This is a genomic window from Zhenpiania hominis (assembly GCF_014333425.1).
Classification (GTDB): domain Bacteria; phylum Bacillota; class Clostridia; order Peptostreptococcales; family Anaerovoracaceae; genus Hominibacterium; species Hominibacterium hominis.
On record NZ_JACRYT010000031.1, the window covers coordinates 1 to 21,287 of the forward strand.

The 21,287-nt window shown below is 47.7% G+C and carries 20 protein-coding genes; 18 read left to right on the forward strand and 2 right to left on the reverse strand.

The features are described from left to right. The first annotated feature begins 128 nt into the window (after positions 1-128). Positions 129-719, forward strand: coding sequence for a thymidine kinase (locus H9L42_RS15815; protein WP_187304372.1), 591 nt, complete (start codon positions 129-131; stop codon positions 717-719). 33 nt (positions 720-752) lie between these two features. Here the strand turns inward: H9L42_RS15815 and mnmL are convergent, their stop codons facing one another. Beyond that, positions 753-1,691 carry a tRNA modification radical SAM protein MnmL/YtqA gene (gene mnmL, locus H9L42_RS15820; protein ID WP_187304373.1) on the reverse strand — a complete coding sequence of 313 codons (939 nt, stop codon included), beginning with the start codon at positions 1,689-1,691 and terminating at the stop codon, positions 753-755. Positions 1,692-1,821: 130 nt separating this feature from the next. On the opposite strand from mnmL, the gene H9L42_RS15825 reads away from it, so the two are divergent. From H9L42_RS15825 to H9L42_RS15900, 16 genes are all read left to right on the forward strand, one after another. After that, positions 1,822-2,481: an epoxyqueuosine reductase QueH gene (locus tag H9L42_RS15825; RefSeq protein ID WP_243235840.1), complete on the forward strand. Its 660-nt coding sequence runs from the start codon at positions 1,822-1,824 to the stop codon at positions 2,479-2,481. Between the two features lie 19 nt (positions 2,482-2,500). After that, positions 2,501-3,511, forward strand: coding sequence for an aspartate--ammonia ligase (gene asnA / locus H9L42_RS15830; protein ID WP_187304374.1), 1,011 nt, complete (start codon positions 2,501-2,503; stop codon positions 3,509-3,511). A 9-nt stretch (positions 3,512-3,520) separates the two neighbouring features. After that, a complete protein-coding gene (gene priA, locus H9L42_RS15835; protein WP_187304375.1) occupies positions 3,521-5,533 on the forward strand; it encodes a replication restart helicase PriA in 2,013 nt (670 codons plus the stop codon). 12 nt (positions 5,534-5,545) lie between these two features. After that, a complete protein-coding gene (gene def, locus H9L42_RS15840; RefSeq protein ID WP_187304376.1) occupies positions 5,546-6,019 on the forward strand; it encodes a peptide deformylase in 474 nt (157 codons plus the stop codon). Between the two features lie 3 nt (positions 6,020-6,022). Beyond that, positions 6,023-6,952 (forward strand): methionyl-tRNA formyltransferase, encoded by a 930-nt coding sequence (gene fmt, locus H9L42_RS15845; RefSeq protein WP_187304377.1) that lies wholly within the window; start codon positions 6,023-6,025, stop codon positions 6,950-6,952. Between the two features lie 33 nt (positions 6,953-6,985). Further along, on the forward strand, positions 6,986-7,693 hold the full coding sequence (locus H9L42_RS15850; protein WP_187304378.1) for a zinc metallopeptidase: 708 nt from the start codon (positions 6,986-6,988) through the stop codon (positions 7,691-7,693). Positions 7,694-7,695: 2 nt separating this feature from the next. Beyond that, positions 7,696-8,988 carry a 16S rRNA (cytosine(967)-C(5))-methyltransferase RsmB gene (rsmB, locus tag H9L42_RS15855; RefSeq protein WP_187304379.1) on the forward strand — a complete coding sequence of 431 codons (1,293 nt, stop codon included), beginning with the start codon at positions 7,696-7,698 and terminating at the stop codon, positions 8,986-8,988. Positions 8,989-9,017: 29 nt separating this feature from the next. Continuing rightward, positions 9,018-9,746: a Stp1/IreP family PP2C-type Ser/Thr phosphatase gene (locus H9L42_RS15860; RefSeq protein ID WP_187304380.1), complete on the forward strand. Its 729-nt coding sequence runs from the start codon at positions 9,018-9,020 to the stop codon at positions 9,744-9,746. Positions 9,747-9,759: 13 nt separating this feature from the next. Beyond that, positions 9,760-11,679, forward strand: a complete 1,920-nt coding sequence (gene pknB / locus H9L42_RS15865; RefSeq protein WP_187304381.1) for a Stk1 family PASTA domain-containing Ser/Thr kinase — start codon at positions 9,760-9,762, stop codon at positions 11,677-11,679. Further along, positions 11,679-12,554: a ribosome small subunit-dependent GTPase A gene (gene rsgA / locus H9L42_RS15870; RefSeq protein WP_187304382.1), complete on the forward strand. Its 876-nt coding sequence runs from the start codon at positions 11,679-11,681 to the stop codon at positions 12,552-12,554. Before pknB ends, rsgA begins: the two co-directional genes overlap by 1 nt. 20 nt (positions 12,555-12,574) lie before the next feature. Further along, a complete protein-coding gene (rpe, locus tag H9L42_RS15875) occupies positions 12,575-13,225 on the forward strand; it encodes a ribulose-phosphate 3-epimerase (RefSeq protein ID WP_207735006.1) in 651 nt (216 codons plus the stop codon). A 33-nt stretch (positions 13,226-13,258) separates the two neighbouring features. Continuing rightward, on the forward strand, positions 13,259-14,275 hold the full coding sequence (locus tag H9L42_RS15880) for a glycosyltransferase family 2 protein (protein WP_187304383.1): 1,017 nt from the start codon (positions 13,259-13,261) through the stop codon (positions 14,273-14,275). Beyond that, complete coding sequence (locus tag H9L42_RS15885) at positions 14,256-14,669, forward strand: GtrA family protein (RefSeq protein WP_346726337.1); 414 nt, start codon at positions 14,256-14,258, stop codon at positions 14,667-14,669. The genes H9L42_RS15880 and H9L42_RS15885 overlap by 20 nt, the downstream gene beginning before the upstream one ends. 61 nt (positions 14,670-14,730) lie before the next feature. Next, positions 14,731-16,320: an acyl-CoA dehydrogenase family protein gene (locus H9L42_RS15890; protein ID WP_187304385.1), complete on the forward strand. Its 1,590-nt coding sequence runs from the start codon at positions 14,731-14,733 to the stop codon at positions 16,318-16,320. A 23-nt stretch (positions 16,321-16,343) separates the two neighbouring features. Next, entirely contained in the window at positions 16,344-17,108 is a 765-nt protein-coding gene (locus H9L42_RS15895; RefSeq protein WP_187304386.1) for a Rossmann-like domain-containing protein, read from the forward strand. A 147-nt stretch (positions 17,109-17,255) separates the two neighbouring features. Next, entirely contained in the window at positions 17,256-17,978 is a 723-nt protein-coding gene (locus tag H9L42_RS15900; RefSeq protein ID WP_187304387.1) for a choice-of-anchor I domain-containing protein, read from the forward strand. Here H9L42_RS15900 and H9L42_RS15905 read toward each other — a convergent pair. After that, positions 17,971-19,698 carry a helix-turn-helix domain-containing protein gene (locus H9L42_RS15905; RefSeq protein WP_187304388.1) on the reverse strand — a complete coding sequence of 576 codons (1,728 nt, stop codon included), beginning with the start codon at positions 19,696-19,698 and terminating at the stop codon, positions 17,971-17,973. The genes H9L42_RS15900 and H9L42_RS15905 overlap by 8 nt on opposite strands. A 230-nt stretch (positions 19,699-19,928) precedes the next feature. On the opposite strand from H9L42_RS15905, the gene H9L42_RS15910 reads away from it, so the two are divergent. Continuing rightward, the gene (locus H9L42_RS15910; protein ID WP_187304389.1) at positions 19,929-21,155 is read left to right on the forward strand and encodes a saccharopine dehydrogenase family protein; all 1,227 of its coding nucleotides are present in this window, start codon (positions 19,929-19,931) and stop codon (positions 21,153-21,155) included. Positions 21,156-21,287 lie beyond the last annotated feature (132 nt).

The window sequence follows — 21,287 nt, forward strand, 5'->3', positions numbered from 1 at the left end:
GAAGAAGGTTGATAGAAAGGAAAGTGTATCTTGTAGATGACTTGCTAAATGAGTCAATTACAATATACCAGTGTATCTTGTAGATGACTTGCTAAATGAGTCAATTACAATATACCAGGGGAGAACTTATGGCACAGCTTTATTATAGATACAGTACAATGAATGCGGGAAAATCGGCGGAGATTATCCGGATTGCCCACAATTATGAAGAACGAAGCAAGCGGGTCCTAACGCTTATGCCCAGCGTTGACGATCGGTTCGGCTTGGGCGTGATCACTTCCAGAATTGGAATTCAGAGGGAAGCGCTGGTGGTCAATGAAAATACGAACATTCTGGAGCTGTTTATGGCGGAGAATGCCAAGGGCGAGATTGCGTGTGTTCTGATTGATGAGTGCCAGTTTTTAAAGAAACACCATGTGGAAGAGCTGGTAGAAATCGTAGACAGCTGTGACGTGCCGGTGTTGGCGTATGGGCTGAAGAATGACTTCCGCAACGAACTGTTCGAAGGCTCTTATTATATGCTGATTTATGCGGATAAGATTGAGGAAATTAAGACGATTTGCTGGTGCGGACGAAAGGCGACTATGGTTGCCAGGGTCGTGGATGGAAAACTGGTAAAAACCGGTGAACAGATTATGATTGGCGGAAATGAAATGTACGTTTCTCTATGCAGGAAGCATTATAACGACGGCAGGATCGGTCCGAAGATAAAAAAATAGAAGCTGGGGCGGACTGTCGGTGGGGCGACTGGTCTAGAGTTTAGCGCCCTGCCAGGTTTTGCGCTGGCGCAGGGTATTGTGGATGCTGTTCAAAATCGTTCGTTTTTTATAACTCCATTCCGGAGCGATGAGTGTCGGACGGGGAGCGTCGCCGGACAGACGATGGATCGTGATTTCAGGCGGAATGATTTCCAGCGCGGAGATGACCAGATCCACATATTCTTCAATGGAGGAAAAAGAAGTATAGTCTGGATACAGGGTTTCCATCTGAGAACCGCGCACCAAATTAAGCATGTGCAGCTTAATTCCGAAAATACGGCTTACTTCATGGACATTATTTTGCAAAGAGCCCGAATGAAGATCGCGGCATACATACTTTACGGACTGGAGCATGTCTTCTCTGGTTTCGCCGGGAAGACCGAAAATAAGGTGGGTCACAACCCGGATTCCGCGGGAGGTTAGATCGGCGACAGCCTTATCATATACAGACAGAGGATAACAGCGGTTGATAAGAGCCGCTGTTTTTTCATGCATAGATTGAAGACCGAGCTCCACCCAGAGAAAGGTCTTCTTGTTGAACTCTTCAAGAAGATCCAGAACGTCATCAGGAAGGCAGTCCGGTCTGGTGGCAATGGCAAGACCTAAAACGTCTGGGTGAGCAAGGGCTGCCGAATACTGGCGCCGCAGCTGGGAAACCGGCGCGTAGGTGTTAGTATGGCTTTGAAAATAGGCGAGATAACGCGCGTTTGGCCACTTCCTTGAAAGTAGTTGGATCTGAGATGGGATATCGCTGGCTAAATCGCCGGACCCGGAAGCGGAACAAAAAATACAACCGCCGGTTCCCTTGCTGCCGTCGCGGTTGGGGCAGGTAAAACCTCCGTCAATGGATAGTTTGACAACCTTACAGCCCATGCGTTTTTTTAGATAAGAGCCTATGGAGTTAAAAGTGTAATTCGTTGAAATCTCAGACATTGTTTTCTCCTTGCTGTGTTAGAAAAAAGACAACTTTTTTAATGTGAATATTTGCACACATGTATTTATATGATATAATAAATTGTTAAAAATGCAAATGAAATTTCAATAGAAAAAAGGGATGAGCTTTATGACAGGAGAGAAAAGGACGAGGCCTCTGGACAGCGGAGGAGAGATGGGCGGCCGGAAGCACGGCGACTTTTTGGAACTGAAAGGCTTTTCCGAAAAAATAGAAAAACCATCTCTGCTGCTTCATAGTTGCTGTGGCCCCTGCAGTACAGCAGTAATTGAAAGACTTGCCGGTGACTATCAGATCACCATATTTTTTTATAACCCGTGTATAACGGAGCCGGAGGAATACCGCAAACGAAAGGAAACGCAGATTGCGTTTATAAAGCGATATAACGAAAGCCTTCCGCCGAAAGAACATATCCGTTTTAAAGAAGGGCCCTATGATACGAAAAAATTTTATCAGCTTGCGAAAGGGCTGGAAGCCGAGCCGGAGGGAGGAAAACGATGCCTGCAGTGCTTCTGGCAGAGGCTTGAAAAAACAGCAGAGACCTGCGCTCTGGCGGGCTGCGACTATTTTGGAACGACACTAACGGTGAGCCCGCACAAAAATTATGAAATTATCAGTCGAATCGGCAGAAAACTGGCAGTGAGATACAGCGTAAGCTTTGTGGATCAGGATTTTAAAAAGAAAGACGGATTCAAAAGGAGCATTGAACTTTCAAAAGCATATGGACTTTACAGACAGAACTACTGCGGTTGTCAGTATTCAAAACGATAAAAGAAAAAGGAGAGAGCAGATGGCAAAAGTAATTATTCCAGAACACTATACCCCGGTCATTGATTTTATGGAAAGCCAGCGGGCGATTAAAAAAATTAAGGACTTTTTCCAGCAGGAACTGGCTTACGGTCTCAGCCTGCGCAGAGTTTCCGCGCCGCTGTTTGTAGCGCCGGAAACAGGACTGAACGACAATCTTAACGGTGTGGAACGTACGGTAGAATTTACGGTAAAGGATATGAATGAGCGGAAAGTAGAGATCGTTCAGTCTTTGGCAAAATGGAAGCGGATGGCACTGGGTAAATACGGAATACAGCCCGGACATGGAATTTATACGGACATGAACGCGATCCGCAGGGACGAGGAATTGGATAATCTGCACTCCGTTTATGTAGACCAGTGGGACTGGGAAAAAGTCATCCGCAAAGAACAGAGAAACGAAGAATTTCTGAAGGAAACGGTGACAACTTTGTATAACGCGCTGAAAAACTTGGGAGACTATGTAAATCGGCTTTATCCGGAACTTCGGACAAAGCTGCCCAATGAAATCTTTTTTATCACGACACAGGAGCTTGAGGATCGGTATCCGGACAAAACTCCGAAAGAGCGTGAAGACGCGATTACAGAGGAGAAGAGGGCAGTATTCATTATGAAGATCGGGGGAAAGCTGAAATCAGGGAAACCTCATGATGGAAGAGCGCCGGATTATGATGATTGGGAACTGAATGGGGATATTATTTTATGGAATGAAATTCTGAACCAATCATTTGAAATTTCTTCTATGGGAATTCGTGTTGATGAGACGGCCATGGAGCGGCAGCTGAAGGAGGCCCACGCGGAAGAACGGCGCGATTTGGAGTTTCATAAGATGATTCTCAATAAAGAGCTGCCTTACACCATCGGCGGAGGAATCGGGCAGAGCCGTCTATGCATGTATTTCCTGAGAAAAGCGCATATCGGCGAAGTCCAGGTATCCGTATGGCCGGAGGATATGGTTGCCGAATGCAGCGAAAATAATATCTTCCTGCTGTAAGGATGGCAGATGAAATATATAGATGTAGTTATTGATAATAAAAGCGAGCATACAGATATGCTGTACACCTACGGATGCAGTGAGGATGAGATCCAAGTGGGACAGAAGGTTTGCGTTCCTTTTGGGAAAGGAAACCGGATTCGGGAGGCCTATGTTTTCCGGGTTGTGGATGAACCGGAAAGGGAATACCCGAATCTCAAATTCGCGGAATCTTTGGATCCGGACATCTGCCTTACAGAAGAGATGATTCGTACCTGTATCTGGATGAAACGCAGATATCTGTGCAAATACATCGACGCGGTTAAATGCTTTGTCCCCGCTGGAAGTAAATCCAAGAGAGGGAAGAAGAGAAATCCCTATAAAGACGCGGAGGGAGAACAAAAGCCGGAACCGGAGCTGACAGCAGAACAGGAGGCTGTTCTGCGCCCGATTCGGCAGGCAATTCAAAAGGGCAGCCACAGGAGATTCCTGGTGTATGGAGTTACGGGAAGCGGCAAAACGGAAGTGTATATGCGGGCGGCACAGCAGTGCGTTCTATCGGGAAAACAAGCGATCATGCTGGTGCCGGAGATTTCTCTCACCACGCAGGTAATTGAACGGTTTATCGGCAGGTTTGGCGCGGAAAAGATCGCGGTCCTCCACAGCCGGCTTTCTCTGGGAGAAAGACATGACGAGTGGATGCGGATTAAAAATGGAGAGGTGAAGATCGTAATTGGCGCCAGATCGGCTGTTTTCGCCCCCCTGAAGAAAATCGGCCTGATTATTCTGGACGAAGAACATGAGGCTACATATAAGTCGGATATGACGCCCAAATACGATACTGTGGAAGTGGCGCTCAAACGGCTGCAGTCCCACAAAGGCGTCCTTATTTGCGGAAGCGCGACGCCAGCGGTTTCTACTTATTACCGCTCAGAACACGGAATTTTTGAACGGCTGGAGCTGACAAAGCGTTATAATCAGACGGAGCTGCCGGAGGTCGCGATTGTGGATATGCGCAGTGAGCTGAAGGCAGGGAATAAAACCATGATCAGCCGAGCCCTTTATCGGCAAATGACGGAGGCCTTTGAGAAAAAAAAGCAGGTGATTCTCTTTCTTAACAGGAGGGGCTACTCCACCTTTATTTCATGCAGGGAGTGCGGAATGGCGCTTCGGTGTCCGGACTGCGGCATTTCTCTGACCTATCATAAAGAGGAAAACCGGGCGGTGTGTCATTACTGCGGTCATAATGAACCGCTGCCTTCTGTCTGCCCTCAATGCGGAAGTGCTTATATCCGCCACTTTGGCGCGGGAACGGAGAAAGTGGAAGAGGCGGTTATGGAGATGTTTCCCCAGGCGCGGGCAGAACGGCTGGATTTGGATGTCACGAAGAGAAAAGGAAGCATTGACCGGATTTTAAACCGATTTAAGAAGGGAACCATCGATATTCTGATTGGAACGCAGCTGGTGGCGAAAGGACTGGACTTTCGAAATGTAGCATTAGTAGGTATCATTTCGGCTGATGTAACGCTGAATATTCCTGATTTTCGGTCTCCGGAGCGAACGTTTCAGCTGATTACACAGGCGGCGGGTCGAGCCGGGCGAGGCGAGGAAAAGGGGCGTGTTATTATTCAATCCTATACGCCGGAAAATTACGCGGTGCGGCTGGCTGCCGAACAGGACTACAAAGAATTTTACGAAGCGGAAATAAAGCTTCGTTCCTATATGGGCTACCCGCCTTACAGCGATTTAATACAGATGGTCTTTTCTTCCAAAGAAGAGGCTCAGGCAAAAGGCGCGGCGGAAGGCTGGTTTGAGAAAATACAGCAAGCGCTCCCGGAGGCGCAGCGGGAATATCTGTTCCGGCCTCAGGCGGCGCCTATGAAGAAAATTAAGGAAATTTACCGATACAGTATGATGCTGAAATGTCCTCATGGTATGAGGCAGGCGTACACAGCGGTTTTAGAGAGAATAAAAGAAGCGGAGAAAGCGCGGAAAAAAAACTATACGGTAACGATTGACATCAATCCGTACAGTTTTATATAAATGGAGGGTAACATGGCATTAAGAAATATTGTAGTTGAAGGCGATCCAATTTTGAGAAAACGTTGTAGAGAAGTGGAAAAAGTAGATGACCGGATCCGGATGATTCTGGACGACATGGTGGAAACGATGCGGGAGGCCCGAGGCGTAGGACTTGCGGCGCCGCAGATTGGAATGATGCGAAGAATGTTCGTGGCAGAGCCAGAAGAAGGGGAGGTCTATTATCTGGTAAACCCTGAAATCCTGGAGATGGAAGGGACGCAGACCGGAGAGGAAGGCTGTCTCAGTGTTCCGGGATACCAAGGTACGGTAGAGCGCCCCCAGAGAGTAAAAATAAGGGGACTGGACAGGAATGGAGAAATGAAAGTATACGATATGGAAGACTTTCGGGCAGTAGTAATGTGCCATGAATTTGACCATCTGGAAGGAATTTTGTTCACGGACAAAGCGGAAAGGGTCTATGAGGTGACCGAGGAAAACGAGGGATAAGAGATGAAGATTGTTTATATGGGAACTCCGGATTTCGCGGTTCCGGCGCTTTCGGCCCTTGTGGAGGCGGGGCATGAAATCAGCGGCGTGGTAACGCAGCCGGATTCGGTAAGAGATCGGGGGAAAAAAGTAAAAATGACGCCGGTGAAGGAAAAGGCGTTAGAGCTGGGATTGAAAGTCCTGCAGCCGGAAAAAATAAAAAAAGACGCTGCTTTTTTTGAACAGCTGAAAGCCTGCCATCCGGACTTAATTGTAGTAGCGGCTTACGGGCAGATCCTGCCAAAGGAAATTCTGGAACTTCCAAAGCTGGGATGCGTAAATATTCATGGTTCGCTGCTTCCCCGCTTTCGCGGCGCCGCGCCGATCCAGAGAGCCATTCTTGCGGGTGATGAAGAAACAGGAATTACCTTGATGTTTATGGAAGAAGGATTGGATACGGGAGCGATGATCGCGAAAAGGGCGACATCCATTGGAAAAAAGAACGCGCAGCAGCTTCACGATGAGCTGGCGCGGATGGGAGCGGAGCTTCTTCTGGAAACCCTTCCCAAACTGCAGGCCGGTCAGATTGAAGCGGTTCCTCAGGACGATTCGAAAGCGACTTACGCGCCGATGATTTCTAAGAAAGATGGAGAGATTGATTTTCAGCAAACTCCTCAGGAGATTGAACGGCAGGTAAGGGCGTTTGATCCATGGCCGGGGGCGTATACGAATTATAAGGGAAAACTTTTTAAAATTTGGAAAGCATCTGTGTCTCAACAACCGAATTCGGCAGCGCCGGGGACCATCACGGCGGTTTCCAAAGAAGGAATTGAAATTTCCGCTGGAGGAGGAACTTTCATTGCGGAGGTCATTCAGGTGCCGGGGAAAAAACGGATGACGGCTTCCGAGTATTTAAAGGGTAACAGCATTGAAAAGAACAGCGTTTTAGGATAAAATAGAGAGCATGAAAAAGGAGGGGTATGGAAGATGCCGATATTTGGGATGTTTGATCCGACTGTGATTCTGCTGATTCCGGCGATTTTGCTGACACTGTACGCTCAGGGAAAAGTAACGCGGGCGTACCGAGCATTTTCCGGCGTGGCAAATAGGAGAGGAATAACAGGAGCGCAGGCAGCCAGACGAATTTTGGACGCCAATGGGCTTTCCAATGTGAGGATTGAAATGACAGGGGGGACCCTTACGGATCACTATGATCCGAAAGGGCGTGTGATGCGCCTTTCCCCACAGGTTTATAATGACTCCAGCATTGCCTCCGTGAGTATCGCGGCTCATGAGTCGGGACATGCGATTCAGCATGGGACAGGCTATGGATTGCTTTCCTTTCGAAACGCGATTGTTCCTCTGGTAAATGTTGTGTCGACACTTTCCTGGCCGCTGCTTCTGGCAGGAATTGTAATCGCAGGTACAGGGCGGATTACTACGGGGAATTTGATTTTTGATATAGGGATTCTTTTTTTCGCGGGAGTTGTGGTATTTCATCTGGTGACTCTGCCTGTAGAACTCAATGCCAGCAACAGGGCCATTGCTCAGCTGCAGCAGCTGGGAATTGTGGGTGCGGATGAAACAAAAGGCGCGAAAAAAGTCCTTTCTGCAGCGGCCATGACCTATGTGGCAGCGCTTGCAACAGCCGTTTTAAATTTAGTTCGATTACTACTGATTAGGGGGCGTGATTGATTATGGACGCAAACAGAAAAACCGCTTATTTGACATTGATGGACGTGGAGTCGAAAAAATCTTACTCCAATATTGCTTTAAATCATCAGATTATTTGTAACAGACCGGATTCCCGGCGATTCGTCAGGGAGTTGGTTTATGGCGTGCTGGAAAACAAATTGCTGTTGGACTATTATATCAGCCTATTGGTTCCTTCTGGCGCGGATTCCTTAAAAGCCAGCGACAAAACGATTCTGCGGATGGGACTTTATCAGCTGGGATATATGGATTCGGTTCCCGAATATGCCGCGGTTAACGAGAGTGTGATACTGGCAAAAAGGTACTGCAGGGGAAGAGATGGATTTATCAACGGGGTGCTGAGAAATTATTTGAACCAGAGATTATCTCTCAAATTACCAGATCGGGCAGAGGATGAGGTGCGGCATCTGTCGATTCGCTATTCATACGCACCTTGGATCATTGAGCTTTGGCTGGAGCAGTATAAAACTGAGTTTGTGGAGGAACTTCTGAAGGCGGGAAATGAAACTCCCCCGATGACCATTCGCCTTAACTGGCTGAGGATTATAAAGGAGGATCTGATACGGGTACTGGAGGACAAAGGTTATGAGGTAGAGGATGGTACCCTCTGCCAGAATGCTCTTCATGTGAAAGGTAGTGATCTGCTGGGGACGGATATGTACAAGCAGGGCCTCTTTTCCGTGCAGGATGAGAGTTCCATGCTGGTGGCAGAAAAATTAGACCCAAAACATGGGGATCTCGTAATGGATGTTTGCGCGGCTCCGGGGGGAAAAACAATGGCCATTGCGGAGCGAATGAATAATACGGGAAAGATCATAGCTTCTGATATTTACAGAAGGAAATTGGATCTTGTAGATAAAGAAGCTGAGCGCCTTGGAGTGAAAAATGTAGAGACTCGCTCTTGGGACGCTACCAGAGTAGAATCCTCCATGGTACAGAAAGCGGATCGGGTCTTGGTGGACGCGCCATGCTCGGGACTTGGTGTTGTACGGAGAAAGCCGGAAATCAAGTACAAAGAAAAATCCCATGAAATGGAACTGCTTCCGAAAAAACAGCTTGCGATTTTATCTGCTTCTTCACAGTATGTAAAACCGGGCGGGACGCTTCTTTACAGTACGTGTACGATTAACCCATATGAAAATCAGCGGGTAATCGCAGATTTCCTGAAGAAAAATACGAGCTTTAAAAAGGAAGAGGCGATTCAGTTGCTGCCCAATGTGAACGGAAGCGATGGGTTCTTTATCTGCGTGATGAAGAAGGACGACAGCCTGGTATAAGACAAAAGGCCTTCGAAAGGGAGAAGTTTATGGCGCAAATAGGATTTAAAAGCAATGCCGGTGTAATTCGTGATCACAATGAAGACGCGTGTTTTGTCATACCCAGCTGCGATATCTATGTGGTAGCCGATGGTGTAGGCGGAAACAACGGTGGAGAAATCGCGAGCAGAACTGCGGTTCGAGGGGTAGCGGAATATGTGGATGCGAATCCCATCGATGACTGCGAGGACGCGGATGAAATTTGTAACTATTTTATTCGGTGCCTGGAACTGGTAAATCAGGAAATTTATCAAGCAGGAAGAAAACATAAAGAAAACAAGGGAATGGCGACCACAGTTGTAATCGCCTATATCCGAGGAGATACAGCCTATGTGGTTAACGTGGGAGACAGCAGAGCCTATTTGTTTCGAAACGGTTCTCTCTCCCAGATTACAGAGGATCATACTTATGTAAATGAATTGCTCAAAAGCGGAGTTATTACAATAGAAGAAGCGGAAAACCACAGCCAAAAAAATGTGATTACCAGGGCTGTGGGGGCAGAACCATCCGTAAGGGCAGATTTTTTTCAGACAGCTCTGGAAAAGGACGACATTTTGATGCTATGTTCGGACGGACTTTACGGTGAAGTAGACGAACAGAAGCTGATTGAGATACTGGGCGGAAGAAATACTATGTCGGTGACATGTACGCACTTGGTAGATGAGGCAATCCGGTGCGGGGGCAGAGATAATATCACCGTAATTTGTTTGAAGATATAGAGGGAGGACAAGGATGAGCAGTAAAGTATTGGCAGGGAGGTATGAGCTGTTTGAAAAAATCGGCGAAGGTGGAATGTCGGTTGTTTATAAAGCAAAGGACCGGCTGTTGAACCGATATGTTGCCATCAAGGTATTAAAGCCGGAATTTATCAAAGATCAGAAATTCATTGAGAGCTTCCGGCGGGAATCACAGGCGGCAGCAAGTCTGTCCCACCCGAATATTGTAAATATCTTTGATGTAGGGCAGGAAGGAAACATTCACTATATTGTAATGGAACTGGTAGAGGGAAAGACACTTAGTGAACTGATCCATGAGACAGGACCGCTTCCCTACCAGAAGGTCATTGAACTGACAAAACAGATTGCGTCAGCTCTTAGTGTTGCTCACAAGCATCAAATTATCCACAGAGATGTAAAACCCCACAATGTATTGATTACAACGGATGGAACCGCCAAGCTTACAGATTTTGGGATCGCTAAGGCAATTAACGCCTCTACCATTGTGGATACTACCGGTGGTGGAATTATGGGGTCCGTGCATTATTTCTCGCCGGAACAGGCTAGAGGCGGATATGTAGATGAAAAATCAGATATCTATTCTCTGGGGATTGTTATGTATGAGATGCTGACCGGTCGTGTCCCTTTTGATGGGGATAACCCGGTTAACATCGCGCTGATGCATATTAACAGTGAGATGGTACCGCCGTCAAAACTGATCGCGGGGATCCCTCCGGCATTGGAACGGATTGTTCTGAAAGCAACAGACAAGTATCAGACCAATCGGTTCGGCAGCGCGGATGATCTGATTAAGGCTCTGGATAACCTGGAATTTGTCGGCAGCGTAGTGGGGGACTCCATGTTTATGGCTTCTGCTGATACACAGCAGGCAAAGTCGCAGGAATCTCCGATTGTGGAACCGGATTATGAGGAAGACGACTACGAGGAAGACGACTATGAGGAAGGAAAGAGCAAGAAGCAATTAAGCAAAAAGAAAAAAATCCTGATCGCGGTCATCGCGGCTGTCGTTGTGCTGGGAGGGCTGGGCGTTGCCTTTGCTATGGGTGCTTTCAGTGGAGATCCGGTGGTTGTTCCGGATCTACAGGGTAAGACTTTGCAGGAAGCGAAAGCTATGGCAGAGGAAGTCGGATTTGAAGTGGAAGAAGGTCAGCAGGTAAATGATCCGGAGATTGAGGAGGGCTGCGTGGTTTCTCAGGATCCGGAGGCGAATTCCACAGCGAAAAAAGGCACTACGATTCGAGTCAATATCAGTAAAGGTCCGAGCAATGGAGAAGTCCCGGATGTGATTGGAATGACAGAAGATGACGCGCGGGAAGCCCTGGCTGCCGCGGGATTTAAAGTAGGCGATGTCAGCCCGGGTGAAAGTGAATTAGATGAAGGGCAAGTGTGTGAACAATCTCCGGAGGAAGGAGAGAGCGCCCCGGAGGGAAGTACCGTGGATCTGGTAATCAGTGATGGCTCACTGCAGAAGGTGACAATGCCGTACATCGTGGGTATGGATATTGACGATGCAAAAGCAACGCTGTACAATGCGGGATTGAAGCCGGGAAAGATCAAATACAGCACCAGCGATACGTACGATGTGAATGAAGTTATGGCACAGCAGTATGAAGCGAATGAAGAAATACAAAAGGGATCTTCCGTAAGAATGACAGTAAGCGAAGGGCCGGCTTCTAAATCTGTGGATTTGGAGATCGATTTCAGCGATGCGGAAAATGAAGTGTTTTATCTGACCGTCACTCTGACAGATGATTCCGGCACAAGGAATATTATTAATAATCAGCAGAGAAGCAAAAGCGATGGAAGTGAGACAGTGACGCTGGAAGGCGAGGGATCAGGAACCGTTGTAGTTATTTTTGACGGTGAAGAGGTAATGAGAAGGAGCGTGAACTTTACCAGGGGGACGATCAGCTGATGCGGGGAACCATTGTAAAAGGAATCGCGGGATTCTATTATGTAAAATCTGAAGAACAGGTATATCAATGTAGAGCGAGGGGCATCTTTAAAAAGGAAGGGATTACGCCTCTTGTGGGAGATCGTGTGGAGTTTGAACCCGGTACAGGGACAGATGAAGACGATGGCTGGGTTACAGAGATTGAGGGGCGGAAAAATCAGTTTATCCGCCCCCCTGTTGCAAATGTGGACTGTTTTGTCGTTGTTTTCGCGGCTGCTCATCCAAAGCCTAACCTGGCAGTAGCGGATCGGTTTCTTGTAATGGCGGAAAAAAGCGATACAGATATTATTTTCTGTATTAATAAAACGGATTTGGACAAAAAAGGTATGGTGCAACGGTTGGAAGAAATCTATGCTCCAGTCTATCCGATCATTCGCCTCAGTGGGACTACCGGAAGAGGCATAGAGGAACTGCGGCAGGCCATAGTGGGGAAGCGGACCGCTCTGGCGGGACCGTCAGGGGTAGGAAAATCGACAATTCTTAATTGCCTGATTCCGGGAGCGACGGCTCAGACCGGAGATGTCAGTCAAAAGACAAAACGAGGAAAGCACACGACCAGACACTGTGAGTTATTTGATCTGGGGAACGAAACTATGATTTTTGACACACCAGGGTTTACTTCCTTTGAGATCTCAGATGTGGAAGAGGAAGAACTGCAGCATCTGTATCCGGAAATGCGGCCTTTTCTGGGAGCTTGCAGATATGATGACTGCCGTCATTTAAAAGAGCCGGAATGCGCGGTGAGGCAGGCTGTGGAGGAAGGGAAAATTTCTTCTCCGCGCTATGAGTCTTATCAGGCGCAGATTGCGGAAATTCAAGAAAAAAACAGATATTGAGAAAGGATTGGATAAAAATTATGATCAGACTGGCGCCATCGATTTTATCATCGGATTTTTCGCGGTTGGGAGAAGAAGTGGAGGAAATTGAAAAAGCGGGAGCCCATGTGATTCATGTGGATGTGATGGATGGACATTTTGTCCCTAATATCAGCTATGGAGCGGCTGTGATGAAGAGTCTGTGCGGCAAAACAGCCCTTCCTTTTGACGTCCATCTTATGATTGAAAATCCGGATCAGTACTTGGAGGATTTTGTAACGGATCAAACCGAATACATAACTGTTCATCAGGAAGCCTGCCCCCATCTGCACCGGACTTTGCAGCATATTAAAGGAGTGGGCGTAAAAGCCGGTGTTGCGTTAAACCCGGCGACGCCTCTTTCTGTTCTGGATTATGTGTTGGAAGAGGTGGATTTGATTCTGATTATGTCCGTCAATCCGGGATTCGGCGGCCAGAAATTTATTCCTTCCGCACTACGTAAAGTTCAGGAACTGGAAGAGATCCGCAGAAAGAGAGATTGCGGTTTTGTAATTGAAATCGATGGAGGAATCAATCTGCAGAATGTAAAAAAAGTGACAGATGCGGGAGTCCAGCTGGTAGTAGCGGGATCTTCCGTGTTCGGCGCGGAGAATATCGGCAGAAGAGTCAACGAATTTTTGGAATTGTTTTAAGGGGCGGACCGGAACGAGAAAAGGGGAGTTTTTATGGTTGAAAATGAAAGGAATGCAAAACTGCTGAGTATTATTGTTCCATGCTATAATGAAGAAATGGGGCTTCGTCTGTTCCATGGAGCATTAAAGGATCAGTTCGACAGGATTAGGGAAAAGGGGTACGATTACGAAGTGATTTATGTAGATGATGGGAGCAGGGATCGTAGCCTGGAACGGATTTTGGAATTTGTGGATTCAGACAGGAATACAAAATTCATTTCTTTCAGCCGTAATTTCGGAAAGGAATCGGCGATGCTGGCGGGACTGGAAGCGGCGACAGGAGACTGCGCGGTGATTCTGGACGCGGATCTGCAGCATCCGCCGAGCCTAATCCCTCGGATGCTTGAAAAATACGAGGAAGGCTATGAGCAGGTAATCGCCAGGCGCAGCCGCAAGGGAGAACCCTGGAAATCCGCTTTTTTCGCCAGGATGTACTACAAGCTGACGGACAAGCTGATCGACGTAAAGCTGGTGGACGGCGCGGGCGATTTTCGTCTGTTGGATCGGAAGGTCATTGACGCGGTACTTTCCATGAAAGAGACCAACCGTTTTTCCAAAGGCCTTTTTTCCTGGGTTGGATTTCGGCAGACCTATATCGAATACGAGAACCGAAAACGATTTGCAAGTCAGAGCCACTGGTCCTTCCGCCGTCTTCTGGGATACGGTGTAGACGGTGTTGTATCTTTCAATGTTCAACCTCTTCGCATGTGTGTGTATCTAGGGGGTATCCTGCTAATCCTTAGTATTCTTTATTTAATTTATCTCTTTGTCAGGATCTTAATTTATGGAATCGATGTTCCCGGTTATTTTACGACGATCACGCTGATTTCGGTGCTGGGCGGCGTGCAGTTGGTATCCCTGGGAATTATTGGGGAGTATGTAGGGCGGATTTACGCGGAAGTAAAAAAGCGTCCTCTTTATATTGTGGAACGAACGAATGTCAATGATTCGGAGCCCAGAGTTCGGTGCAGCGGCCGGGAAAAGGATGAAAATGGCAAAGTTTCTCGATGAAAAAGCATGGAAATTCGCGGTGGTAGGCGTTATAAACACGGTGGTGGGAAGCGGAGTTATGTTCGGACTTTATAACCTGGCAGGCTGCTCCTACTGGGTATCGTCCGCCGCAAATTATTTCCTCACCAGCATACTGAGTTATTTTCTCAACAAGCATTTCACATTTCAGTACAAAGGAGATCTTGCCGGAAGCGCGCTGCGCTTTGCGGTGAATATCGGAATTTGCTATTTTGTCGCTTACGGGCTGGCAAAGCCGGCTGTGGCTTTTTTGCTGAAGGACGTTTCCGTGACAGCACAGGAAAATGTTTCCATGCTGGCAGGAATGTGTCTGTTCGTGGGAGCCAACTATCTGGGACAGCGGCTGTTCGCGTTTCGAAAACGACAGGACAATTGACAGCCTCGCGGCCGGAAGATACAATGATATTGTGAAAGAATCTTTAGGAGGGAAAGGACAAATGGAATTTAGCTACACGCAGGAACAGCTGGATTTAAAAGAAAAACTTCGGGAATTCGGGGAACGAGAGCTGGCGCCGATTCTCGATAAAATGGACAGAGAGGCTTTTTATCCATTGGAAACCGTAAAAAAGCTGGGAAAGATGGGCATGCTTGGGATGCCGTTCCCCAAAGAATATGGCGGAGCGGGACTGGACTATATTACTTATGTAATGGCGGTGGAAGAGATTTCTAAAATCTGCCCCTCCCATGGAGTAATCGTCCAGACCCATAACGCCCTTTGCTGCTGGCCGATTTTTACTTACGGAACCGAAGAACAGAAGAAGCAGTATCTTCCGGAGCTGTTAAAGGGGGAAAAAATCGGCGCCTTTGGGCTGACTGAGCCGAATGCCGGAACAGATGCCGCTATGCAGCAGACGATTGCCGAGGACTGTGGAGATCATTATCGGCTGAACGGATCGAAGATCTTCATTTCCGGCGGAGGCATTGCGGACGTTTATGTAATCATGGCAATGACGGATCAGTCGAAAGGAACGAAAGGGATCAGCGCTTTCATTGTGGAAAAGGGATTTCCAGGATTTTATAAAGGTAAGACAGAAGATAAGATGGGTATCCGGGGGTCGCTTGTTTCCGAGTTGGTGTTTGACGACTGCATCGTGCCGAAGGAAAATTTGCTCGGTGAAATTGGAAAGGGCTTTAAAGTGGCGATGTCTTCTCTGGATGTGGGAAGGCTGGGCATCGCGGCCCAGGCACTGGGGATCGCCCAGGGCGCTTTCGACAAAACAGTAGCCTATATGCAGCATAGAGAACAGTTCGGGCGAAAACTGAGCGCTTTTCAGGCCATGGCTTTTGAGATGGCAGAGCTGGAAACGAGAATTGACGCTTCCCGGCTGCTGCTTTATAAGGCCGCGTATATAAGAGAAAAGGGCCTGCCGGAAACGACCGAATCCGCGGCAAAGGCAAAGCTCTCTTGTTCATCGACTGCGATGGATGTGACCGTAAAAGCGGTTCAGTTCCATGGCGGATACGGCTATATCAAAGATCTTCCCATTGAACGGTACATGAGGGACGCGAAAATCACTCAGATTTACGAGGGAACCTCGGAAGTAATGAAGCTGGTTATCTCAGGAAAGATCTTTGGGAAAAAAGCACAGAAAAAAGAAAAAGAGCCGGTTCGTCTTTTCCAGAGCGTGGATGAATTGATTCAGGCGCTGGCGGATGTAAAGAAGGATTCCATTATCTGCGCTGGCGGAAGAGGCTTCAAAAAGACAGAGGAACTGAGCCTGGTAGAAAAGCTGGCCAAGGCCACCGGCGGAACGATGGCGGCTTCACGCGGCGCGGTTGCTATGGGGTGGGCAGAGGAAGAACAGCAGGTCGGACTTACCGGCAGAACGGTGGCGCCGGATCTTTATTTTGCCTGCGGGATTTCAGGAATGAACCAGCATCTGGCGGGAATGAAGGGTTCTTCTGCCATTATCGCTATCAATAAAAATGCGAAAGCGCCGATTTTTAAAGAGGCTGATTACGGAATTGTAGGTGATGTTTACGAAATTCTCCCCCGGCTTATTGAAAAATGGCCATATAAAAAATGAAAGTTTAAGGAGGTTTTCGGGCGATGTTAATGAATGATATTCAAAAGCAGGCGATGCCATATTTAAAAGGACGGGCTATCCAGGATCTGGTCGTGGGCGTATCGCTGATCGCCGTGCAGCTTGATGACGGAAGTATCGGAGTCTCCTATGTGCTGCGGGAAAGCCTGCCCGGAGGCTGCTCGGTCTTTCCCTATGCCAGAGAGGCAGTCGGCATGAGCGCGGAGGAAGCGGGACTATGGGCGGCAGAAGGCAGAGAAGATCTGCAGCGGGCGATTGGAAACGCGGTGCTTAACGCGGCTGCCCAGCAGCAAGAGCTTACAGACTGCGGTGGAAAAGATGAGCCCTTTGGCCTGCGGTTAAAAGGCGGGGAAACCGTCGGCATGGTGGGGATGATTGCTCCGGCGATTCACATGCTGAAACCCTGGGACTGTAAATTCCTCATTTTCGACAAAGGAAGAGAAGGGCAGGAGGGGATCTGCCCCGCAGAAAAGCAGCCCGAACTGCTTCCGGAATGTGACATTGTATTTTTAAGTGGGACTACTACGATCAACGGAACAGCAGATTCTCTGCTTGGGTGGTGTCGCAAAGACTGCCGGATCGTGATGATCGGATCCAGCACGCCCATGTATCCGGCGGCTTTCGCAGATACGAATGTGCGAATCCTGGCAGGATCGTGGGGAAGGAAAGACAAAAAAGAAGAAATTTTTCGTCTGATTTCTCTGGGATCCGGCATGGACGCGCTACGGGGCTGTATGGTGAAAAAGAACGTAGCAATATTTAAATTTTAATGATGAAACCGATCGGTCTGTTTTAGGATATATCCGCTAGCGCTCCGCGCGTCGGCGGTTTTTCTTTTACAAACATTTAACATCTGCCTGCGAACAGATTTAACATTCCATTGTTATACTTTCCTTAAATAAAGGAGGAAGGAACCGATGGGGATTTTACAGAAAAGCAGACTGGTTTTGCTGGTGACGGCGGTTATGGTATTGGGAGCGGCTCTATGGATTCAGACGGTTTATGGAGCAACCTGGGAAGCGGAAGCGCAGAATCGTGAAGGATACGGCAAGATCTGCCGCATTAGCCATGAGGAACAGTCCGTGGATCTTATCAGTATGAAAGCCGGGAAATCCGAAGACAAGGCAGGGTCTGAAAAAGAAATCCGGCTGCCGATGCAGGCGATCGCGGAAGCAAACGGCTTTTCCTGCGGAGCGGTTGCTGATGTGGCGGTCAATAAAAAGCAGGATCTCGCAGTCCTGGCCGTACAGGCGGAGGACTATGAAGCAGGCGGAACCATTGTGTTTATCGGATCTGACGGTACGTTTAAGGGAATGCTGGAATGCGGCGTGCAGCCGGATATGATTACCTTTACTCCGGATGGGAATTACGTCATAACGGCGGATAAGGGGCCGCAGAAAAAAGGTTCACACAAAGACGGAGAAAAGGCACAAGGCTCCGTGACAATTGCCAATATCAGCAACGGAATCCCGTCAGAGGCGAAAATTGTCACCTTTGACAAACTGGACGGACAGGCTGATGTTCTGGAACCGGAATCGATTACTGTTTCCGAAGACAGCAAAACAGCGTATATCACCCTGGGGGGAGAGAATGGGGTCGCGATTTTAGACTTAGAGAAAGAATGTTTTAGAGTCAGATAAGGATGTCAAAGACAACCACTGTGCCGGGAGGGATCGAAAAGTCCGCGACCGGCGCGTGTTTTTTATTTGGCAGGGAGACGCGCATAGGGCCGGTTCCCTGCTGTTTGATTTTTTGGGACAGAAACGAAGAAATCCGATCTGCCGGAACAATCTGCCGGAGTGTGGAAAGAACGTCGTCCCGGGAAGAAAGCTCCCATTGGAACAACGCAGTGTGTTTCGGCAGAATTTCGGCAGGCAGATGGACCTGCAGAGACGTATCAGGATCCGGGTTATAAAAAATCAGAAAGCGATCGGAAGGGCTTTTTATTAGGGTGTAGTTTTTATGTACCTGAACCAAAGGAGCTTTCAGCTCACTGAAAAAGGAATAAAAGTCGTAGATGGGTGAAGGAAAATCTCCGGCAAGGAAGAGGCTGTTTTCTTCTCCCCACAGAAGAACCCAGCGGTGCCTTTCCTCCAGGATCTGCTGAAAAACAGCGGCAGGAGAAGTTTTCGGAGCTGAGAGGATTTCAGGATTTTTTGGATTATAAGCAATAGAAAAGCCCATCGCCGTTAGACGTTGGATTACAGCGGCCGCCAGAGCACGATTCTTTCCTGTAAAGGATTCTGTCAGCAGAAAAGAGGCAGGACGGATTTGCTGCAGCTCTTTTTGGCAGAATCCCAGGGAAAGAGCGGATTCCGCAGAATCAATTACTATAATAGGAGAGAATACTTCCTGAAAACTCAAGAAACCGTCTGCTTCAAATCCGGCTTCAACCGTCAGGCTGCGCGAGCGTTTCTTCTCTGCACCGGAAACATAGAGATAAGGTTCCAGCAGAGACAGGGCGTATTCCTCCGTAAAGGGATTTTTGTAGGAACGTTCACAGGGGACGTAGTTTTTTCGGTACTGGGAAGGAGTTTCTCCATGCCAGGCGCTAAAACATTTATTAAAGTAATTAGGCGATGAAAAGCCACAATCCTGACTGATTTGAGTCAGTGTTTTATTTGTGAATACCAGCTGTTTTTCGGCAAACTCCAGGCGGATCGCGTTGACGAAATTTTGGAAGTTAAAGCCCAGATGTTCTCGAATCAGATGAGACATGTAGTAAGGGCTCAGGTGTTCCATGGCAGCAATATCATCCAGAGCGATTTTTTCACGATAATGCAGCATGATATAACGGGTAACCCGGCAGAGGCGCTGCAGATCTTCAGGGCGTAAATCCTGCGGGCTCGTTTTATACTGGTAATCCTCCATATAAAACCCCTGAAAATGAGTAACCATGGTAGATACGACGTCTCTGATTTCGCGGGTCAAAAGGGGAACGTCCAATTTCGCGCGAGTATAATCAATGGCAAGCTTCGCCAGCTGTTGCTTCAGGATCGCCAGTTTGCTCTGCAAGAGCTGCCGGTTCCCCGCGGGACCTTCCATACACTCTTCGCAGACAAAAAACATGTAGCGGATATTGGGATAAAGAAGATCAAACCGACCGGTATCCACGTGGACGGACAGCAGCAAAATGTTCTCGGAAGAATCATGGATTTGGTGAAGATCCTCCGCGTCCGCAATAATCAGATCTCCGGGATTTAATTCATAGTCCATGTGGTAAATCCGGTAATGGGTTACGCCCCGCAGCACGAAGAGCAGTTCCACTTCCTTATGACAGTGCCGGCTTTCCTCTCCGACATTGAGAAAGGATAACTCAAAAGGCAGATTTTCCATATAAGCGATCTGTTCAAACAGCATAATAACCTCCATACCTTTTCTGTGCTTTCATTATAGCGCAAAATACAGTTTTTGCGGTAAAAAGATGCGAATTTTGCGATTTGAATAAAACTGAATAATCAGAAAATAATAGCGTTCAATTTTTCGGAGGAAAATAAGGAAAAGTCCGCAATAAGTGAATTTTGAATCAGTCTATTTTCTGTTATAATAAAACACAATTAAAATAACTGACAGAAAGGCAGGAAAGAACAATGGAACTGAAAAAAATACTTGTATTAGGAGTCGGCGCGCAGGGCTCTGCAGCGGCCAAAAGACTGGATGAAGATCCGGGCGTAGTTGAAATTATATGTGCGGATTATGATAAAAAGGCAGTGGACAATCTGGTAAAAGATATGAAAAAAGCAAAAGGCGTACAGGTGGACGCGCACAGCAAAGAAAGCATTGTTCGCGCTGCCCGCGGCGTGGATCTGATACTTAACGCTCTGCCTCTTGAATGTACCAAGAATGTATTGGACGCGGCACTGGAGGTAAAGGCGAATTACCAGGATTACGCGGCGACCACTTCCCTTCACGAAGACTGGGTGGAGAGCATCCGTATTCAGTATGATGTATACGGACCGAAATTTGAGGAAATCGGCAGAACCGCCATTGTAGGAACTGGCTCAGCGCCGGGACTTATCTGCGCGGCTACAAGAGACGCGATGCGATATCTGGACAGCTGCGACACTATTTACAATATCGTCTGGGAGGGTGTAGAAGCCAAGCGGTTCCAGCCTTTCTGGTGGTCTCCGGTGACGGCGCTTCACGATATGAGTGAAGAGGCGTACGCGTTTGTAGACGGAAAGCTGATTCGTACTCCGGCTTTTGAACTTCCGATTAAACGACAGTATGATTATATGGATGAAGAAATTACGTTTGTAGAGCACTGTCATGACGAACCGATTCACTACAGCTTCAACGCGGAGAAGTTTTTTAAAGGCGCGAAAAACGCTTACTTTAAATATGCCGGCGCGGGTGTCGACTTCGCCAAGCCGCTGTACAGGGCGGGGCTCCTTTCTCATAAGAAAGAAATCATAAACGGCACAGAAGTCGCGCCATTCGATGTTGTGCTGGCCCATGTCCCTCCCGCTCCGAAATTTAGAGAAGAAATAAAAGAGATCATCGACGAAGGGCTGGTTTCCGATTCCGGCTGCATGGTTATCGAAGCCTATGGCAAGAAAGATGGAAAAGATGTTCTGGTGGAAACGCACGTCTTTGCGCCGGGGCTGGTGGAATCCTACGAAAAGGCGGGAATTACAGCGGAAATGTATTTGACCGGGCAAGGAGGCTATCTGTTTACAAAATTGTTTATTAACGATAAGTTTGATCAGACGGGTCTCATTTCCTCGGATATGCTGACCCTCGAACAGGTGGATTGTTACTTTAAATACGCGGCGGAACTGAATATTACGCTGGAGACAAAAGTGAAAGAACTCTAGCCTTGTAAAATCCGGTGACTTGTAAAAATAACGTCCAGTTTGTAAGAGTAAAATCCATGTTGTAAGAGTTAAGTCTACAGGATGGATTTTACTTTTACAAAAATAGAGAATTATGGATGGATTTGTGCCGGT

What these genes read in the sequence shown, in the direction of transcription:
- fmt (WP_187304377.1), top strand. Translation starts at nt 6,023, where the DNA reads ATGAAGATTGTTTATATGGGAACTCCGGATTTCGCGGTTCCGGCGCTT.
- pknB (WP_187304381.1), top strand. Translation starts at nt 9,760, where the DNA reads ATGAGCAGTAAAGTATTGGCAGGGAGGTATGAGCTGTTTGAAAAAATC.
- rsgA (WP_187304382.1), top strand. Translation starts at nt 11,679, where the DNA reads ATGCGGGGAACCATTGTAAAAGGAATCGCGGGATTCTATTATGTAAAA.
- def (WP_187304376.1), top strand. Translation starts at nt 5,546, where the DNA reads ATGGCATTAAGAAATATTGTAGTTGAAGGCGATCCAATTTTGAGAAAA.
- H9L42_RS15905 (WP_187304388.1), bottom strand. Translation starts at nt 19,698, where the DNA reads ATGCTGTTTGAACAGATCGCTTATATGGAAAATCTGCCTTTTGAGTTA.
- H9L42_RS15825 (WP_243235840.1), top strand. Translation starts at nt 1,822, where the DNA reads ATGACAGGAGAGAAAAGGACGAGGCCTCTGGACAGCGGAGGAGAGATG.
- H9L42_RS15860 (WP_187304380.1), top strand. Translation starts at nt 9,018, where the DNA reads ATGGCGCAAATAGGATTTAAAAGCAATGCCGGTGTAATTCGTGATCAC.
- mnmL (WP_187304373.1), bottom strand. Translation starts at nt 1,691, where the DNA reads ATGTCTGAGATTTCAACGAATTACACTTTTAACTCCATAGGCTCTTAT.
- H9L42_RS15900 (WP_187304387.1), top strand. Translation starts at nt 17,256, where the DNA reads ATGGGGATTTTACAGAAAAGCAGACTGGTTTTGCTGGTGACGGCGGTT.
- rsmB (WP_187304379.1), top strand. Translation starts at nt 7,696, where the DNA reads ATGGACGCAAACAGAAAAACCGCTTATTTGACATTGATGGACGTGGAG.
- H9L42_RS15910 (WP_187304389.1), top strand. Translation starts at nt 19,929, where the DNA reads ATGGAACTGAAAAAAATACTTGTATTAGGAGTCGGCGCGCAGGGCTCT.
- priA (WP_187304375.1), top strand. Translation starts at nt 3,521, where the DNA reads ATGAAATATATAGATGTAGTTATTGATAATAAAAGCGAGCATACAGAT.
- H9L42_RS15885 (WP_346726337.1), top strand. Translation starts at nt 14,256, where the DNA reads ATGGCAAAGTTTCTCGATGAAAAAGCATGGAAATTCGCGGTGGTAGGC.
- H9L42_RS15880 (WP_187304383.1), top strand. Translation starts at nt 13,259, where the DNA reads ATGGTTGAAAATGAAAGGAATGCAAAACTGCTGAGTATTATTGTTCCA.
- H9L42_RS15895 (WP_187304386.1), top strand. Translation starts at nt 16,344, where the DNA reads ATGTTAATGAATGATATTCAAAAGCAGGCGATGCCATATTTAAAAGGA.
- rpe (WP_207735006.1), top strand. Translation starts at nt 12,575, where the DNA reads ATGATCAGACTGGCGCCATCGATTTTATCATCGGATTTTTCGCGGTTG.
- H9L42_RS15890 (WP_187304385.1), top strand. Translation starts at nt 14,731, where the DNA reads ATGGAATTTAGCTACACGCAGGAACAGCTGGATTTAAAAGAAAAACTT.
- asnA (WP_187304374.1), top strand. Translation starts at nt 2,501, where the DNA reads ATGGCAAAAGTAATTATTCCAGAACACTATACCCCGGTCATTGATTTT.
- H9L42_RS15815 (WP_187304372.1), top strand. Translation starts at nt 129, where the DNA reads ATGGCACAGCTTTATTATAGATACAGTACAATGAATGCGGGAAAATCG.
- H9L42_RS15850 (WP_187304378.1), top strand. Translation starts at nt 6,986, where the DNA reads ATGCCGATATTTGGGATGTTTGATCCGACTGTGATTCTGCTGATTCCG.